The 17356-nt window shown below is 32.7% G+C and carries 17 protein-coding genes and 1 tRNA gene; 8 read left to right on the top strand and 10 right to left on the bottom strand.

Annotated elements, in window-relative coordinates:
- Window positions 1–272 precede the first annotated feature (272 nt).
- Complete coding sequence (locus SIB45_RS00705) at window positions 273–2306, top strand: glycogen debranching protein (protein WP_413682133.1); 2034 nt, start codon at window positions 273–275, stop codon at window positions 2304–2306.
- Here the strand turns inward: SIB45_RS00705 and SIB45_RS00710 are convergent.
- Window positions 2307–2377: transfer RNA gene (locus SIB45_RS00710), tRNA-Gly, on the bottom strand. It lies immediately after the preceding gene.
- Between the two features lie 112 nt (window positions 2378–2489).
- Between SIB45_RS00710 and SIB45_RS00715 the strand changes: the two genes are divergently transcribed.
- Genes SIB45_RS00715 through plsY form a run of 5 tightly spaced genes read left to right on the top strand, consistent with a single transcriptional unit; the run spans window position 2490 to window position 6655 of the window.
- Window positions 2490–3836, top strand: coding sequence for an MFS transporter (locus tag SIB45_RS00715; RefSeq protein WP_011863437.1), 1347 nt, complete (start codon window positions 2490–2492; stop codon window positions 3834–3836).
- A 9-nt stretch (window positions 3837–3845) separates the two neighbouring features.
- Complete coding sequence (locus SIB45_RS00720) at window positions 3846–4601, top strand: MlaE family ABC transporter permease (protein WP_011863438.1); 756 nt, start codon at window positions 3846–3848, stop codon at window positions 4599–4601.
- 4 nt (window positions 4602–4605) lie between these two features.
- Window positions 4606–5010 carry a DUF3119 family protein gene (locus tag SIB45_RS00725; protein ID WP_011863439.1) on the top strand — a complete coding sequence of 135 codons (405 nt, stop codon included), beginning with the start codon at window positions 4606–4608 and terminating at the stop codon, window positions 5008–5010.
- A 35-nt stretch (window positions 5011–5045) separates the two neighbouring features.
- Entirely contained in the window at window positions 5046–6056 is a 1011-nt protein-coding gene (locus tag SIB45_RS00730; RefSeq protein ID WP_011863440.1) for a DUF3086 domain-containing protein, read from the top strand.
- Between the two features lie 5 nt (window positions 6057–6061).
- Window positions 6062–6655: a glycerol-3-phosphate 1-O-acyltransferase PlsY gene (gene plsY, locus SIB45_RS00735; RefSeq protein ID WP_011863441.1), complete on the top strand. Its 594-nt coding sequence runs from the start codon at window positions 6062–6064 to the stop codon at window positions 6653–6655.
- Here the strand turns inward: plsY and pyrF are convergent.
- The 3 genes from pyrF to SIB45_RS00750 are packed head-to-tail and all read right to left on the bottom strand — an operon-like array spanning window position 6639 to window position 8955.
- A complete protein-coding gene (gene pyrF, locus SIB45_RS00740) occupies window positions 6639–7367 on the bottom strand; it encodes an orotidine-5'-phosphate decarboxylase (RefSeq protein WP_011863442.1) in 729 nt (242 codons plus the stop codon). The genes plsY and pyrF overlap by 17 nt on opposite strands.
- 6 nt (window positions 7368–7373) lie before the next feature.
- Window positions 7374–8612 (bottom strand): tyrosine--tRNA ligase, encoded by a 1239-nt coding sequence (gene tyrS / locus SIB45_RS00745; RefSeq protein WP_011863443.1) that lies wholly within the window; start codon window positions 8610–8612, stop codon window positions 7374–7376.
- A gap of 19 nt (window positions 8613–8631) precedes the next feature.
- Window positions 8632–8955, bottom strand: a complete 324-nt coding sequence (locus tag SIB45_RS00750) for a DUF1825 family protein (RefSeq protein WP_002807348.1) — start codon at window positions 8953–8955, stop codon at window positions 8632–8634.
- A gap of 151 nt (window positions 8956–9106) precedes the next feature.
- Between SIB45_RS00750 and SIB45_RS00755 the strand changes: the two genes are divergently transcribed.
- Both SIB45_RS00755 and SIB45_RS00760 read left to right on the top strand, forming a co-directional pair.
- On the top strand, window positions 9107–9718 hold the full coding sequence (locus SIB45_RS00755; protein ID WP_011863444.1) for a hypothetical protein: 612 nt from the start codon (window positions 9107–9109) through the stop codon (window positions 9716–9718).
- 24 nt (window positions 9719–9742) lie between these two features.
- A complete protein-coding gene (locus SIB45_RS00760) occupies window positions 9743–11215 on the top strand; it encodes a leucyl aminopeptidase (protein WP_011863445.1) in 1473 nt (490 codons plus the stop codon).
- A 12-nt stretch (window positions 11216–11227) separates the two neighbouring features.
- Here the strand turns inward: SIB45_RS00760 and msrA are convergent, their stop codons facing one another.
- The 6 genes from msrA to SIB45_RS00790 are packed head-to-tail and all read right to left on the bottom strand — an operon-like array spanning window position 11228 to window position 17320.
- On the bottom strand, window positions 11228–11830 hold the full coding sequence (msrA, locus tag SIB45_RS00765; RefSeq protein WP_011863446.1) for a peptide-methionine (S)-S-oxide reductase MsrA: 603 nt from the start codon (window positions 11828–11830) through the stop codon (window positions 11228–11230).
- A gap of 16 nt (window positions 11831–11846) precedes the next feature.
- On the bottom strand, window positions 11847–13025 hold the full coding sequence (gene lpxB / locus SIB45_RS00770) for a lipid-A-disaccharide synthase (RefSeq protein ID WP_011863447.1): 1179 nt from the start codon (window positions 13023–13025) through the stop codon (window positions 11847–11849).
- On the bottom strand, window positions 13022–13864 hold the full coding sequence (lpxA, locus tag SIB45_RS00775; protein ID WP_011863448.1) for an acyl-ACP--UDP-N-acetylglucosamine O-acyltransferase: 843 nt from the start codon (window positions 13862–13864) through the stop codon (window positions 13022–13024). The genes lpxB and lpxA overlap by 4 nt, the downstream gene beginning before the upstream one ends.
- Before the next feature lie 4 nt (window positions 13865–13868).
- Complete coding sequence (gene fabZ, locus SIB45_RS00780) at window positions 13869–14327, bottom strand: 3-hydroxyacyl-ACP dehydratase FabZ (protein ID WP_011863449.1); 459 nt, start codon at window positions 14325–14327, stop codon at window positions 13869–13871.
- A gap of 17 nt (window positions 14328–14344) precedes the next feature.
- Window positions 14345–15181, bottom strand: a complete 837-nt coding sequence (gene lpxC, locus SIB45_RS00785) for a UDP-3-O-acyl-N-acetylglucosamine deacetylase (protein WP_011863450.1) — start codon at window positions 15179–15181, stop codon at window positions 14345–14347.
- Window positions 15182–17320 (bottom strand): BamA/TamA family outer membrane protein, encoded by a 2139-nt coding sequence (locus tag SIB45_RS00790; protein WP_011863451.1) that lies wholly within the window; start codon window positions 17318–17320, stop codon window positions 15182–15184.
- Window positions 17321–17356 lie beyond the last annotated feature (36 nt).

A 17356-nucleotide genomic window follows, 5' to 3' on the forward strand; every position in this document is an offset into this window, starting at 1 on the left:
TCTCATCACATGAAAAAACACAATTTGTATTTTGAAATCAAGAAAAAGCTGGTTTTCTTCATTATTAAACTTTCTCTCTAAATCATTTCATTCACTGAATAGATGGATGGATAAATTGCCATAAATGAAAAAATTAATACTGTCCAAGATCTAATAAAGTTGATTAGTGAAGCCTTAAATTTGAGTTTTTTTTCAATTTTGCATCTATTATTCAAATATCAGTAATTTAAATAAATTATCTCAATATTTAAATAATCAATGATTAAGAGAAAGTGATTCATCTCAATAAAGGTAAACCATTTCCTTTAGGGAGTTCTCTAACTTCACAAGGGGTAAATTTTTCCTTAATAGCCACAAATGCTGAATATGTAGAAATATTATTGTTTGAGAGAGAAGACTCTATTTTCCCAAAAAGCATATTCAAATTAGATCAGACTCACAATAAAGGTCCTTACTGGCATGCGGAAATAAAAAATCTAAATGAAGGTTGCATTTATGCTTTTAGAGTGAAACAAAAAAATAATGGAATTAATAATAACTATAAAAAAAAAGTATTACTTGATCCATGTTCAAGGGGTATAACCGGATGGGGGAGTTATAAAAGAGAAAATTCATTAAAAACGCATGAAAATACTAATTCTTGTCTTAAAAGCGTTGTTTGCGATAGGAAATTATTTAATTTTAAGGATTATCCAAGACCAAAACATTCTTGGGAAGAAACAATTATTTATGAACTTCACATCAAAGCTTTTACTGAATCAACTGATAGAGATGAAAGTTGTTTTAAGAAATTTTTAAAAAAAATTCCGTATCTCAAAGAACTTGGTATTACAACAATTGAATTACTTCCAATTTTTTGTTTTGATCCTACTGATGCCCCAAACGGTCTAAAAAATTTTTGGGGTTATAGTCCAATTAATTGGTTTACTCCGCATTTTGAATATCTTTCGAATGAATCCGCCGAAGAGAATAGAGAGGAGTTTAGAAGATTTGTAGAGGAATGTCACAAAGCAGACATTGAGGTCATCTTAGATGTTGTGTATAATCACACCTCCGAAGGTGATTCCAAAGGTCCAGCAATATCTTGGAAAGGTATAGATGAAAATCTTTATTACTTTATTGGAAAAGATAAAAATTATCAGGACGTCTCGGGATGTGGTAATACTATTGCAGCAAACAGAGGATTAGTTAGAAAACTAATAATTGAATCATTAAAATGTTGGGCGAGTGAATTAGGAGTTGATGGTTTTAGATTTGATTTAGGGATTGCCCTATCAAGAGGCGAAAATCTCTCACCACTTGATAATCCTCCGATTTTTGAAGATATAGAATGTGAACCAGAACTTATTGATATAAAATTTATAAGTGAGCCATGGGATTGTGGTGGTTTATATAAATTAGGGGATTTTCCATCTAAGAATACTTTCACTTGGAATGGTCATTTTAGAGATGATTTGCGAAGATTTTGGAAGGGGGATAAAGATACAGCTTGGAATATGAGCGATAAAATCAAAGGCTCTCCATCGATTTATAAAGAAGATAATATTTTCCCAAAATCAATAAACTTTATTACTTCGCATGATGGATTTACTCTGAAAGATTTAGTAACTTTCAATAGAAAACATAATTTTGCCAACAGAGAGCAAAACAGAGATGGTGATAACCATAACAATTCTTGGAATCATGGGGAGGAGGGACCAACTACAAACTTATTAATTAATGATTTAAGAAAAAGACAACAAAAAAATCTTATTCTTAGTTTACTTATCTCTAGAGGTGTTCCAATGATACTTATGGGTGATGAGATAGGAAGATCACAAGGCGGCAACAATAATTCTTGGTGTCAAAATAATTTATTGGGCTGGATGAATTGGGAACATGGTCATCAAGATTTGGAATTATTAGAATATTTTAAATACGTTATAAAAATCAGAAAAGAACTAATAAACATTTTTAATCCACCATTCTTCCCTAAGAATAAAACTAATGAAAATATTCCAACATATCATTGGCATGGAACAAAATTAGATAATCCCGATTGGAGTAGTTGGTCTCACACAGTTGCTTTTAGCATTAACAAAGGAATTACTAATCCACTGGTCTGGATCGGTTTAAATGCATATTCAAAAAGTATCAATTTCCCCTTGCCGAAATGTAAATATAATTGGTTAAAAGTTATTGACACTAGCATGTCTAAAATTTTTGAACCCTTAACTATTGATGAAAAATTTGTTTCAATAAAGAGTAGAAGCTCTTTATTAATAATTTCAGAAGAAGTATTTGGGGCAAAAAATAATTTATTCTAAAGCGGGCGGCGGGAATCGAACCCGCATCTTCAGCTTGGAAGGCTGAGGTTTTACCACTAAACCACGCCCGCATTAAGTAATAGAATTACCATTGCAATAATACATTATCAAACAATCAACAAAGCAAAAAGATTGGAAAATTCACACTCGAAAAAAAATATTACTAGATCAACAACAAGATTAATGTTCTCTTATGGACTAGGAGATGCAGGTACAGGTTTAGTCGCCACGCAATTTGGTTTTTTTCTATTCAAATTCTTTATTTCTGCTGGTTTACCAGTAATAATTGCAGGTTCATTATTAATGTTAATAAAGATATGGGATGCAGTAAATGATCCGTTAATTGGATGGTTAAGTGATCGTACTAAATCAAGATGGGGACCTAGAATCCCATGGATGGTAGTAGCATCTGTGCCCCTTGGTTTCTCTTTAGCTGCGATATGGTGGACACCCGCTGGCTCCGTACTAACCAAGACTATTTACTATGCAATAATTTCTATAATCGTAATGACTGCTTATACGAGTATTAATCTCCCTTTTGCAGCTCTATCTACTGAAATTTCTGAAAAAACAGCAATAAGAACAAGACTAAACGCATCTAGATTTACTGGCTCAATAATTGCAGGACTAACTGGTTTAATAATTGCTGGAGTTGTATTAGGTTCTGAAGGATCAGCAAATAATGAATATTTTTTAATGGGTAAAATAAGCGGATGTATTGCAGTTGCTGCAACATTGATTTCTTGTTGGGGATTAGCTCCATTTGCCAAAAAAGCAAGAATGCCTTCAGGAAAAGTTGAAGCTATTTCACTTCAATTCAAAAGGATCTTCAGAAATAAAAAATTTCTAAAAGTTATTACACTTTATATTCTCCTCTGGTGCGCCTTACAGTTGATGCAAACAGTATCGTTAATCTATGTAGAGGATGTACTGAATGTTCCAACATATATTGCGAAGTGGATCCCGATACCTTTCCAAATTAGCGCTTTAGTGGGTTTACAAATATGGACCAGAGTATCGAATAAATTGAACAGGATTTCAGCTTTAAACTATGGAGCGATTATGTGGATTGTTTCATGTACGGCAGCTTTATTTTTACCTTCACTATCAAAAATTTCAGGAGTTGGAGATAGTTTATTCCTAAATGCCGGCAACATATTTCTCTTCATTCTTTTAATTTTCATAATCTGTCTTATTGGAGTAGGAGCTTCAACCGCTTTTCTTATCCCTTGGTCACTACTTCCTGATGCAATAGACGAAGACCCAGAGAAACCTGCAGGATTATATACTGCTTGGATGGTACTTATTCAGAAGATTGGTATCGCGTTTAGTGTTCAATTATTAGGATTTTTATTGTATTTATCAGGCTATCAATCATGCATTGTTGATAAAGGTGGTCAAAATATTGTTGAACAATGCTACTCAGCACAATTAACTATTAGATTATGTATTGGTTTTATACCCTCAATATTGGTAATAATTGGTCTTTTAATCATGAGAAAATGGGATCGAAAATTAATTACAAACTAATATAAAGATATGTATTCCCATAATTTTTTCAAAAGACTTCTAAGCAGCTTAATCATTGGCGGGCAAGCAATTAATTTTATCTTTAAGGGTAAAATTTCCAAAAATGATCTCTTTGACCAACTTATGGAGTCAGGCCCTGGCAGTTTATTAATTGTATTAATTACAGGAATTGCAGCAGGTACAGTTTTTAATATTCAAGTTGCATCACAACTCACAAGCATGGGGGTTTCAAGTGAAATTGGAGGTTTATTAGCTGTAGGCATGGCGAGAGAAATGGCTCCTCTTCTAACTGCTACTTTAATGACTGGAAAGGTTGCAACTGCATATGCTGCTCAATTGGGTACCATGAAAGTCACAGAACAAATTGAGGCAATAACAATGTTAAGGACCGAACCAGTCCAATATTTGGTGGTCCCAAGATTACTATCAATGGTAATAATGTCTCCAATACAGTGTCTTCTGTTTTTATCTGTAGCTTTATGGAGCGGACAGATTTGGAGCACAATTTTTTATAAAGTTCCTCCAATTGTTTTTTGGACATCTGTAAGATCAGGTAATGTGAGCTTAACCAGCACTGACTTAACTTCAATGTTAATAAAATCTGTAGTGTTCGGACTACTTATTGCAATCATTGCTTGTGGATACGGACTTACGACTAAAGGAGGTCCAAAAGAAGTTGGAACAAGTACAACAGGGGCAGTTGTAATGACTCTCGTTACTGTATCTTTAATGGATGTATTTCTAACACAAATTTTATTTGGATGATCCTATGTTTAACACTAAATCAAAAAAAGAGGAACCAGTAATAATATCTCCATCATTTCAGTTGCCAATCATTCTAATAGTTTTAAGTTTTATGCTTTTGTTTTTGAATATCGGTTCTTTGCCAACAATAGTTTTTGCTTCCTTTAGCTTTTTTTTATTACTTCAATCATTCACCTTAAGAATAAAAGTAACAAATGATGATTTTATCGTTTTACAATTAGGGAAAGAGATTAGAACTTTTCCATTCAAGAACTGGATATCATGGAAATTCTTTTTCCCTATAATCCCAGGTATTTTTTATTTTAGAGAAAAGTCCAGTCCTCATTTATTACCAATTTTATTCAATCCAAAGCAATTAAAAGATGAGCTCATAAAAAAAGTTGACTCCTTGGAAATTAAAAATTCTTAAAGTTAAGATTTTTCCTATTCATCAAAATTATTTAAATGACTAATACAGAAATTTCCGACAATAATCCTGAAAAGGAATTAATAATAGATAAGTCAATTTCAGATGATAAAACCAAGCAAATTAGTAAGAAAAATACAGCGCAAAATAAAAAAAATACACCAATAAACGGCAAACCAACTAAATCTTTTGATGAAATTTCTAATGAAATATTTAGGGATCTCGTCTTAAGAAAAGACAATTTAGTTAGAGAAATAAAAGAGTTAGAAACAAAAAAAAATGAAATCGAAAAAGATATTGAGTCAAATTTTAAAGGACAGTCAGATAATATTGCTAAAAGAGTTAAAGGCTTTCAAGAGTACTTAACTGGCGCTTTGCAGAATCTTTCACAAAACGTAGAAAAACTTGAATTAGTTTCTCAACCTATCATTGTAAAGCCTTCTCCCCTTGATGAGAAAAAGGAAAACAATAGTACAAACAATGTAGTTAATGTTCCCGCTCTTTCTGAAACATTTAAGCCAGATGAAGAGATTATAAAAAGTTGCTTTTCAAGTTTTACAGAACAACCTGATTTTTATGCAGAACCTTGGAAATTAAGGCGGAGTCTTGATTCATCAGATATAGAAATTATGGATGATTGGTTCTTTAACATGGGCGGAAGAGGTTCTCTTGAGAGTAGAGGTTCTCGACAAAAAAATGCCTTATTATCAGCGGGTTTAATATCTATTCTTGGAGAATTATATGGAGATCAGTTTCAGACTCTTATTTTAGCTTCGCAGCCTGAACGATTAGGTGAATGGAGAAGAATTCTTCAAGATTCACTTGGTCTCACAAGGGATGACTTTGGACCTAATAGTGGGATAGTTCTTTTTGAGAGGCCTGAAGGTGTCATAGAGAGAGCTGATAGATTAGAAGCGAATGAAGAATTGCCATTTATTATCATTGATGCGGCAGAAACCTCTGTTGAAATTCCAATACTTCAATTCCCATTGTGGGTTGCATTTGCTGGTTCAGATAATGAAATTTATGATGATCTTGAACTAAACTAAACTTTATGAATATCTTAATAATTTTTGCAAGTTATCTTTTAGGATCACTTCCGACAGGTTTTTTAATTGGAAAATATCTCAAAAATATAGATCTAAGAACTATAGGTTCTGGATCTACAGGTGCCACAAATGTCTTAAGAAATGTCGGGAAATGGCCAGCACTTTTTGTATTTATCATTGACTTAGGGAAAGGCCTTATTGCAGTAAAAATTGCTCAATATTATACAGATCAAGGATTAATTGAAGTTATAGCAGGGATATCAGCTATCTCAGGACATATTTGGCCAATATGGCTTAGAGGTAAAGGAGGGAAAGCTGTTGCAACTGGATTAGGTATGTTTTTAGCTCTTTCTTGGAAAGTTGGACTCGCATCTCTTGGCTTTTTTTTAATAGTCCTAACAAAAACTAAATATGTTTCCTTATCAAGTATTTCAGCTGCAATCTTACTTCCTATTTTTATGTTTTTTTACCTAGGTAAATTTATGCACTCATATTTTTTTATAAGTTTAATTGTGGCATTACTAGTAATCTGGAAACATAGAACAAACATAACAAGATTGCTTAAGGGAGAAGAATCCAAAATTAATCAGACTCAATAGATTTAAATATTTCTATTAGAGCTTTATTAGGATCTATAGCTTTTGATATTGATCTACCAATGACCAACTTAGAAGCGCCATTATCTATAGCTTCATTGGGAGTCATAATTCTATTTTGATCATCTTTGCTGTCAATATTTAATCTAATGCCTGGTGTAATAAGTTCAAAATTATTCTTATAAATATTTCTCAACATTTTTACCTCCCAAGGGGAACAAACACATCCATCTAATCCAGCATCAAAAGACAATTTTGCAAGTCTCAATACATTTTCTTCAATTGAATTATTTCTATCAAGATCAGTTTGAAAATCTTGAAGAGAAAAGCTTGTTAAAACAGTTATTCCTACAACAAATGGAGGCTTAACACCTAATGATTTGGCTCCTTCTAAAGAGGCTTTCTTCGATTCCTTAAGGGCTTTTAGACCTGCTGAAGAATGAATAGAGATTATATCAACTCCTAATTTTGAGACTTGGAAACATGCTGCACGCATGGTATTTGGAATATCATGAAATTTTAAGTCTAAAAAAATTTTTTTATTTAAACCTTTTAATATTTCAATAACTCTTGGACCTTCCCTAACAAAAAGCTCTAAACCAATTTTCACCCACTTAATATCAGGACATTTTTCCAGAAGTAATTTTGCTTGACTTACATCTAATCCATCAATTGCCAATATTATTTTATCTTCTGAATTAAATCTTTTATTCATCAATTTTCAGTTTTCAAACCTCTTAATTATTTTTTTTCCAATTTGCAAAATTTTCCCTTCCAAATCATTTTTTGAATTAAAAACCAAATCAGGATTTATTACTTTCTCACTATCAATTTTTACACCTCCACCTTTAATAGATCTTTTGGATTCGCTGCTAGATTTGAAAAGTTTTAGAGCACTTAACAAGTAAAAAAGCTTAACTGGAAAAACTACTTCTTTTAAAGAAATCTCTGGAATTTCTCCAACTTTTTCTTTGTGTCCAAGGAATAATTTTTCACAGTTTGATTGCGCCTTTAATGCTTTTTCATCCCCATGGAATAAAGTAGTAACTTCTAAAGCCATTCTTCTCTGTAATTCACGAGGATTTGAGTTTTCCAGAAAACTTAAATCTAATTCAGTAAGTAATTCAAAATAGGCAGGTATTAAATTATCAGGTACTTTTTCTAATTTTGAATACATTGAAAGAGGATCTTCAGTCAAACCGACGGTGTTAAATTCAGATTTACTCATCTTCTTAATTCCATCTAAACCTGTCAAAATTGGCAGCAGAACACCAAATTGGGGTTCTTGTTTAAAATGCCTTTGAAGATCTCTTCCTATTGCAATATTAAATTTCTGATCTGTACCTCCAAGCTCAATATCTGCTTGAACGACTACCGAATCGTAACCTTGTAATAGTGGATATAAGAATTCATGCAAAGCAATTGGAACTTGCGAAGTGTACCTTTTATTAAATTCCTCCTTAGCTAGCATTTGACTAACTGTTGCACTCCCCATTAATTCGATTATAGAGTTAAGATTTAATCCTTTTAACCATTCACTGTTATATCTAATTTCTATTCTATCTTTTGAATCAAAATCTAAAATAGATTCATTAGCTGGCTTTCCCATCCCTAGTTGGGTTAAGTATGTTTTTGCATTATCCTTAACTTGTTTTTCCGATAACTGAACTCTTGTTTTGTTTTTTCCGGTTGGGTCTCCAATTTGAGCAGTAAAATCACCAATAATTAGAACTGCAATATGTCCATTATCCTGAAATGCCCTAAGTTTTTTAAACAATATGCTGTGCCCAAGATGAATATCTGTTCCAGTTGGATCGATCCCGAGTTTAACCCTTAATTTTTTATTATTTTTTTTCGCATGATCAATTATCTCCGAAAAGGTTTGATCTGTTCCTTTAATTGGAAAATATTCTTCTATTCCTCTTGACAGCCATGATGGCAATATTAAATTATCTGACATGAATCTTTAACAGTTAAATTTAAGAAGTTTTATCAAGTTCATCCTTCATTCTTATTAAGGTTTTATTCATTTGATCGAACATTTGATCAGGGGTAATCCCAAATTGACTTAGCTGTGTCTTTAATTGTTCTACCGTCATTTTTGCTTGAAAATCTTCAGACAATTCAAATCTCTTCATAAAAACTTTATAGCGATCCATAAGTGATTCCATTTTTTTTATAAACATTTTTTTCCCTTCTCTGTCAAATTTTCCATAATCAGAACCAAGTTTCATAAGTTCTTGGTAATCTGTAAAAAGCTTTTTAGCTTCTTCTTGAACGATGTCTGACTCAAAAAATCCCATTTCTATTTTTTTACTTCGCAAGATTAAGGCTCAATTACAAGATAACAAGAATCTTTTAAATTGATTAGAACATTAATAAATTTTAGTTTATAAATAATTCTTTGATTTATATTTTTTCAGAATTAAATTTAGTAGACATGTTTCATAAATATTGGAAAAATTTAACGTAAATAATATTTCAAAGCAAAATAGACAATTTGAATTATTTGGTTCAAATGTAAATACATCAATTAATTTTCAAAACTCAAATAATCTTAAAATCAAAGGCGAAATCCTAACTGAATGGAGAAATAGAATATATAATCACCAGTACAAAATTTCAAAAGATACTCACAATAAAACTTTTCGCCAAACAAGTCTTCCTATAAGTACAATTTCCAATGAGAGAAAAATTGATCCGTTTTCCTTGCAGCCATTATCATTGAACTTCTGGAGAACTAATCAATATATACACAATGGTCCAGCAATGTATTTTGTAATTGACTCGATGGAGAATTCTAAAATTATCCTTTATATAGGAGAAACAAATTCAGCAAATAAAAGATGGAAGGGAGAACATGACTGTAAAAACTACCTAATGAACTACAAAGAGGCCCTAGCTCATAACAAACTCTCAAGTCACCAAGATATTCGTTTCTTTTTAGATGTCCCAAAAGAAGTAAAATTAAGACGTAAATTAGAACAGCAACTGATATATTTATGGTTACCACCTTTTAATAAAGAAACTCGAGATAGGTGGGCAACCACTTTCATAAACAACTAAAAGTTAATTAAATCCATTTAAAAAATGCAATTTTCCACATTCCAAAAAAATCTAGATAACTGGCAAGGTGCTTCATTAATTTTTGGAGTTTTAGAAGAAGAAATTGCGAGCCAACTTGAAAAAATAAAATTTGTTATTGACCCAAAATTATTACTAAAAAAAGTTTCTCAAAAAAATTTCAAAGGAGAGAAAGGAAAAACTTTAAGCTTTGAATTTCTAGATCAAAAATTAGAAACTTTAATCATAGTTGGTCTTGGCAAATCAAAAGACCTTAATAAAAGTGATATAGAAAACTCTATAGGAAATCTAGTTAGGAAAACCATTGATAAAAATGAAAAAATCAGCATCTTGCTACCTTGGGAATTTATAAATTCACAACTAGAAATAAATCAATTAGCAGAGTCAGCCAGATTATCTGCCTATAAGGACAACAGATTCAACAAGAAAAAAGATGAAAAGAAAGTTCTTAAAGAAATTGAGTTTTTGAATTTAAAAAAATTTGAGAATATTAGCTTTAAAGAGACAGCACAAATATGTGAAGGTGTAGAACTAGCTAGAAGACTTGTAGCAGCCCCTCCAAATAGTCTTACGCCTCAGGAAATGTCTATACAAGCTTCTCAAATAGCTAAAGATCATGGTTTGGAAGTAAAAATTTTAGAGGCAAAAGATTGTGAAGATTTAGGAATGGGTGCATATTTAGCTGTAGCAAAAGGTTCTGATCTAAATCCTAAATTTATACATCTTACTTTAAAGTCAGATGGGCCTATTAAAGAAAAGATTGCGCTTGTTGGGAAGGGTTTAACCTTTGACTCTGGAGGATACAACCTGAAAGTAGGAGCCTCTCAAATTGAGATGATGAAATATGATATGGGTGGAAGCGCTGCTGTTTTAGGAGCAGCAAAAGCACTTGGAGCAATAAAACCAAAGGGACTAGAAATACATTTTATTGTGGCATCCTGCGAAAATATGATAAATGGATCTGCAGTACATCCTGGAGATGTAGTCAAGGCATCTAATGGTAAGACAATTGAAATAAATAACACTGATGCAGAGGGCAGACTCACATTAGCTGATGCTTTAACTTACGCATCAAATTTAAAACCGGATTCAATAATAGATCTTGCCACTTTAACAGGAGCTATTGTTGTGGCATTAGGAAATGACGTAGCTGGATTCTGGAGCAATAATGATGATCTAGCAAATGATCTAAAAGCTGCGTCAGCCCAGGCTGGTGAAGAATTATGGCAAATGCCTTTACAAAAATCTTATAAAGAAGGGCTAAAGTCTCATATAGCTGATATGAAAAATACGGGGCCTAGAGCAGGTGGGTCAATAACTGCTGCTTTGTTTTTAGAGGAATTCTTTGATCCAGAGATTAAATGGGCTCATGTTGATATTGCTGGGACTTGTTGGACTGATAAGAATAAGGGGATTAATCCATCAGGTGCAACCGGTTTTGGAGTTAAAACTCTTGTTCAATGGATTAAAAATAAATAACTAAATTTAAAATTATTCATTCCAAAGATTTGTTGATCTAGCGTTATCACCCCACAATTTATCCAACCTCTGATCTCTCCCACAAGAGAATCTATAAAACTTATACTTTAGTTCATTTTTCTCAGCGAAATCCTGATGATATTCTTCAGCCAACCAAAATTGACTTTTTGATTTTAGTTCTACGGATAATTTTTCTAATGGCACTCGCAACTCATTAGAGGCCGCAACGATAGCATTTTTTGCATCACTTTCCTCAGTTGCATCTTTGAAAAAGATCACTGGCCTATAAGAATCTCCACGATCACAAAATTGACCCTTGCTGTCCAAAGGATCAATATTTCTGAAATAGAGCCTAAGTATCTTTGGTAAAATTACCAATTGGGGATCATAGTCCACCAAAACCACTTCTTGATGTCCTTCATGATTTTCATAGGTAGGATTTTGTAAATCTCCACCTGAATATCCACTTTTTACAAAATTTATGCCCTTTAATGACTCTAAATCATGTTCTAAACACCAAAAACAACCTCCTGCAAGAATCAATTCCTCTGCAAAAGCATTTACAGGGTGGATAAATATTGAAAGAGCAATTATGAGAGGTAAAAAATATTTCATTTTTTTATTATAAAGTTCAAATAATAGAATTAATAATCTCTTTAGCAGCTCTTTGGACTACGCCATTTTCTCCCAATTCTTTTTTTAAAAAAGCATAACCTTTTTTAATTTTTATTTTTTCTGACTTCCTCTCAAGAATCTTACAAGATTTGGAGAAAATTTTCTTTTCGTCAAATTCTCTCTGCACAAACTCAGGGATTATTAATTTATTAACTAACAAATTTACTGGGGAAATAAATCTTACCTTGAAATTGAGAATTTTTTTAGCAATAAAAGCAGTTACCCTGCTAACTCTGTAACCAACGATCTGTGGAATTCCATACAAAGCTAATTCCATATTAACTGTCCCAGATTTACAAAGAGCAATTTTAGTGAGCGAATAAATGTGAGGCTTTAATTTTGTGCTATCTTTTTGAGAAATCACAAATCCTTTAATTTGATATTTTCTTAAGGCTTTTTTGAATATTTCATCAAAAGTACTTCGACAGGAGGGGATAAAGACAACCAAACTTGGATATTTTTGTTGTAATTTTTTAGCCGTTTTCATAAAAGTAGGTAATATATACTTCAATTCTTGAGGTCTTGATGCGGGCATTAAAAGGATGATGTTTTGATCTGGGCGAAGGTTGAGAATAGTTCTAGCATCTTTCTTCAGAGGAAGTTTTTTTGTCAAATCAATCATTGGATGCCCAACCCATAAAACATTTCCACCCCTCTTTTTGTAAAATTCTGCTTCTTTCTTAAAAATCGCAAAAATTTTATCAGAAAATTTTATTAGATTTGTTGTAGTATTATTCCCAATCCTCCAAGCCCACTCTTGGGGAGCAATATAGTAAAAAATTGGAATTTTTGTCTTCGATCTTTTTAATTTAGTACCAATTTTTATATTGGGACCCATATAGTCAATCAATATTAAGCAATCTGGGGGATATTTTTTTAGTAATTTATAGAATCTTTTTTGAATTATTATTGTTGGGAGAATCAGAGGTAAAGCCTCCCAAATTCCTATTGCACTAATTGAAGTAGTATCTTGAAGAATTTTTACACCTTCTTTCTGCATTCTCTCCCCACCTAATCCGCAAATTTCTAAATCTATAGATTTTTTTTTGGCTTCATCTAATAACGCTTTTGATAAAAGACTTCCGTGCAAATCTCCAGAGACTTCTCCAGTACTTATAAATATCTTTTTATTCATAAATTCACTATGGGCATTGGTCCTCTTCTTTCGTTAGATATTGACTCTTTTAAAAAACTACATAATTTTGAAGATGAAAGATCTAATTCTCCTTTCATTACTTTTTCTAATGAACTTGAAATCGACTCATTAGATTTGAAAAGAAGATTCCAAGTACTTTGAAGAATTTTTAAGTCAAAATCTTTATTGTCTAATAAACCACTTCTCTTAATTCCAATTCTATTCAAACCTCTCAATCTTCCTGGATGCCCTTCGGCTAAACAAAAAGGAGGTACATCTCTATCAACTCTAGTCATTCCTCCAATCATTGCTAAATATCCAATTTGTACAAATTGATGAATACCTAAACAACCTCCAATAATAGCTTTATCTTCAATTTTTACATGGCCTGCAACTTGAACACCATTTGATAAAACTATCTTATTACCAAGTTCACAATTATGGCCGATGTGAGTGTAAGCCATCAACAAATTATTATTGCCAATAATAGTTTTTTCGCCTTCATCAGTTGCTTTATTAATAGTTACACATTCTCTGAAAGTATTATTATCTCCAATAATTACTTCGGTAGGGGCCCCTTTATATTTAAGGTCCTGGGGATCAAGACCTATAAAAACACTAGGAAAAACTTTATTGTTCATACCAATTTGTGTTCTTCCAGAAATAACTGCATTCGGTCCTATTTCGGATCCCTTCCCGATAGTCACATCAGGACCAACAACAGCTCCTTGAGAGATAATAACCCCGTCATGTAATTCGGCACTTGGATCAACAAACGCATTTGGGTGAACTTTTGCACCACTAAAGTCTGAGTATGATTCAGTATTTTTAAGGTCCATATCTCTAATCAACTAATGAAAACATTAATTCTCCAGCACAAACCAAATTCCCATCAACGTAAGCTTCACCTTTAACCTTCCCAAATCTTTGTCTTTTAATCGACAATAACTCACAAGAAATTATCAATTGATCTCCAGGCACAACTGGTTTTCTGAATTTAACATTATTGATTCCAGCAAAAACAAAAAGCCCTTTTGGAAGATCGGGCATTTGCGTTACAATAATTCCACCAACTTGAGCCATTGATTCAACAATAAGAACCCCAGGCATCAAGGGTCTCTCAGGAAAGTGTCCCTGAAATTGAGGCTCATTCAGAGTTACATTTTTCACTGCAACAGCTCTCTCCCCTGGAATATTCTCTATAACCTTGTCCACAAGAGCAAAAGGATATCTGTGAGGTAATAAACCTAGTATGTGCTCAGAGGAAAGTTGATTTTTTTCACTGGATAATTTCTTTTCCAAAACAATTAAAAATAAAGTTAATTTTTTAGCGATGAGGCCAACAAAGCGTTTAAAGAATGTGATCCTTTATAGACTAAAATTTGAGCCTTAGGTAACCCTACCAAAGCCAAGTCTCCAATGAGGTCCAAAATTTTATGTCTTATTGGTTCATCATCAAATCTTAATGGTGGATTAACCCATTTTTCATCGTCACATACAAGGGCATTGTCCAAACTTCCGCCTTTTATTAATCCAAGTTCACTTAACTCTTGAAATTGATCTTTAAAACCAAATGTTCTCGCAGGAGCGATCATTTCAACAAAACTTTTTGGATTTAAATCAATCACAAAAGTTTGATTTCCAATTGCTTTATAGGCAAAACTTATAGTGGATATAATTGTAATTTTTTCAGAAGGAGTTGCTGCTATGACTGAGCCTTCTTTATTTAAAATTATTGATTTATTAATTTCTTGAAAGAAATTATCTGGTCTAGGTGCCTTTTTTATCCCTACTTCTTCAAAATCTCTAACCCACTGGATTGCCGATCCATCTAAAAGAGGAATCTCTTTCCCATCAACCTCAATGTGTATATAACTCAAGCCACAACCGGCAAGTGAAGATAATAAATGCTCTATAGTATACAAATTTCTACCCCCTAATTTAACCGCCGTACAAAGCATAGTACTTCCAATTAAATCTTGAGTAAGCTTGAAAATCTCACCAGGTTTTTCCTTAAAAGAAACATAATACCCCTCTTTGTCGTAAGGAGAAATTATAACTCTTGTTTTTTCTCCACTATGAAGACCTATACCTTCTCTAGAGATAACTCCAGCAAGGGTATAGCAGAAATCATAATTAGCAGGCCAAGAAAACACTTAAAACTTCCATCCTACTCCAAGTGTATATCTCGTATCTCCACTTAGGTCCTTGCTGGCAATATCTAACCTTAATGGACCAATTGGCGTTTTAATCCCAACTCCACCTCCAAGCGAATAACCAGAACCTGATTTCTGCAATAATTTACCAGGTTTTCCTGGGACATCATTTTGAGATCCCAAATCACTTCCTGCATCAACAAATAAGGCTCCCGATATCATTCTCCAAACAGGGAATCTATATTCTACGGTGCCTTCAACAAAACTTTTACTTACAGCCAAATCACACGATCCCCATCCTCTAATAGATGATGTCCCTCCCATACAAAATGCTTCGTAAGGAGGTAATTCCCCAAGAATAGTTCCTGCCTTAAGTTGAAACCCAATAGCTTGAGGACACTCTTCACTAGTGGCATCACTAGACCTACATGCTTTCGTTAAATTTACTAATTTTGTTGGTATAAAAAATGAATATGAGGCTCTCATTCTATTAAAAGTTGGAGAATTTTTTCCCATTGAGACAAATTGTTCAGTACCAAAGCTTAATTTGTTTCCTGAAGTTGGATTGGTGGAGTTATTCAAATTATTTCTAGATGCACTTGCAATAACACTAACTAATGTATTTTCATCAGGACATGAACCATCATTTGGAGTAAATCCAATACAAATAATATCGCTTATATTATTTCTGGTTGTGGTTGGCGTCCTATCTCCATAGGGTTTATTATTCCCATCGCCATCAATCATCTTTACTTTTTTAAAATTCATTCCTGCAAGAACTCTCCATTTAGCGATCTTAAATGGATCTCCACCATTTAAGGGCCTTGAGAAAGAAAATCCACCACCTGTATTTTCTAAAACTACTGATGAAAAAGTATCAGAGCTAGATGGAGTTTGATCATCTACTGCATAAAATCTCCCATTTTTTTCACTTTTAAATTCTTGTGGATAATCTCTACTTGCAAAAAGATTTGTTCTAAAAGATGTTTTATGTTTATCACCTTTAATCCAAGGATCAAATAATGAAAAATTATAAGTAGTTGAATATTCTCCAAAATTTAGATTTAAATTTGTAGACCATGCTCTTCCTAGTGCATTTGTTTCCTGCAAACCAATCGTGGCGAAGATTCCTGAGCTATTACTATAACCAAGTCCACCAGTTAATGATCCCGTTCTTTGCTCGCTCAGGTCTAAAAATATTATGACTTGACCAGGATTTACATTGTCAGGACCGAGAGAAACCTTTACATCATCAAATAATGAAGTGGCATAGAGTCTACCAATATCAGCTTCTAAAATTTTTCTATTAAATACTGAACCAGATTGTGTTTTTAATTCTCTTTTTATGACCCAATCTTTTGTTTTCCCTTTTCTTGGTTTTCCATCAATAATAGTTTCACCATCAGAACCTAGAAATCTGTATTTTACGTCAGATATAATGCCCTCAGAAACTTTTAATGTTACTACACCGTTCTCAGAGATTCTTTCTGGGCCAGTTATTCTAGCTAGAGAATAACCCTCTTTTTCATAACGTTTTTTTATTATTTCTATCTTATTTTGAAATTCATTCAGGTTAAGAGTTGTTCCATAATAATTATTAAAAATATCATCTACGTATTCATTAGAGACTAGAGAGTTTTTTGGTTTAAGTTCAACTTTCTTCAAAATTGGATTTGGCACTACTTCTACTATTAGCCTCACGCCTAGTGGCCCCTCTTGGGAATTTATTTTTACTCCTGAAAACCAACCACTTGCATATATTGCATTGAGGTCTTGATTTAATATTTGATTATTAACAATACTTCCAGGCTTTATGCTCATAGAATCATATGCAGCCAATTCAAGTTTTCTTCCCTCAGGATGATTTTCCCAACCTTCGATAATTATTTCTGAGATAAGAACACTTTCTTCATTATTGTCATTATTATTTTCAGCAATAAGAAAGTTCTTCTCTTGTTTGATATCAATCCCATTAAAAAAATCATTATTAGGATTTGGTATTTCTAAGGTTTTTATTAATTGATCAACGTCATTTGGCAAAAACTTAGCCGCAAGTTCTGAATTATTTGATATTAAAATCAAGGGAGTACAGGCAACACTTGTGAAAACCTTTCCAAATTTTGAAGAATGTTTTTGCATGATACTTTTGATGAAAATAAATTAAGTTAATATTTA

The organism is Prochlorococcus sp. MIT 1304 (assembly GCF_047305015.1).
Lineage (GTDB): Bacteria > Cyanobacteriota > Cyanobacteriia > PCC-6307 > Cyanobiaceae > Prochlorococcus_A > Prochlorococcus_A marinus_E.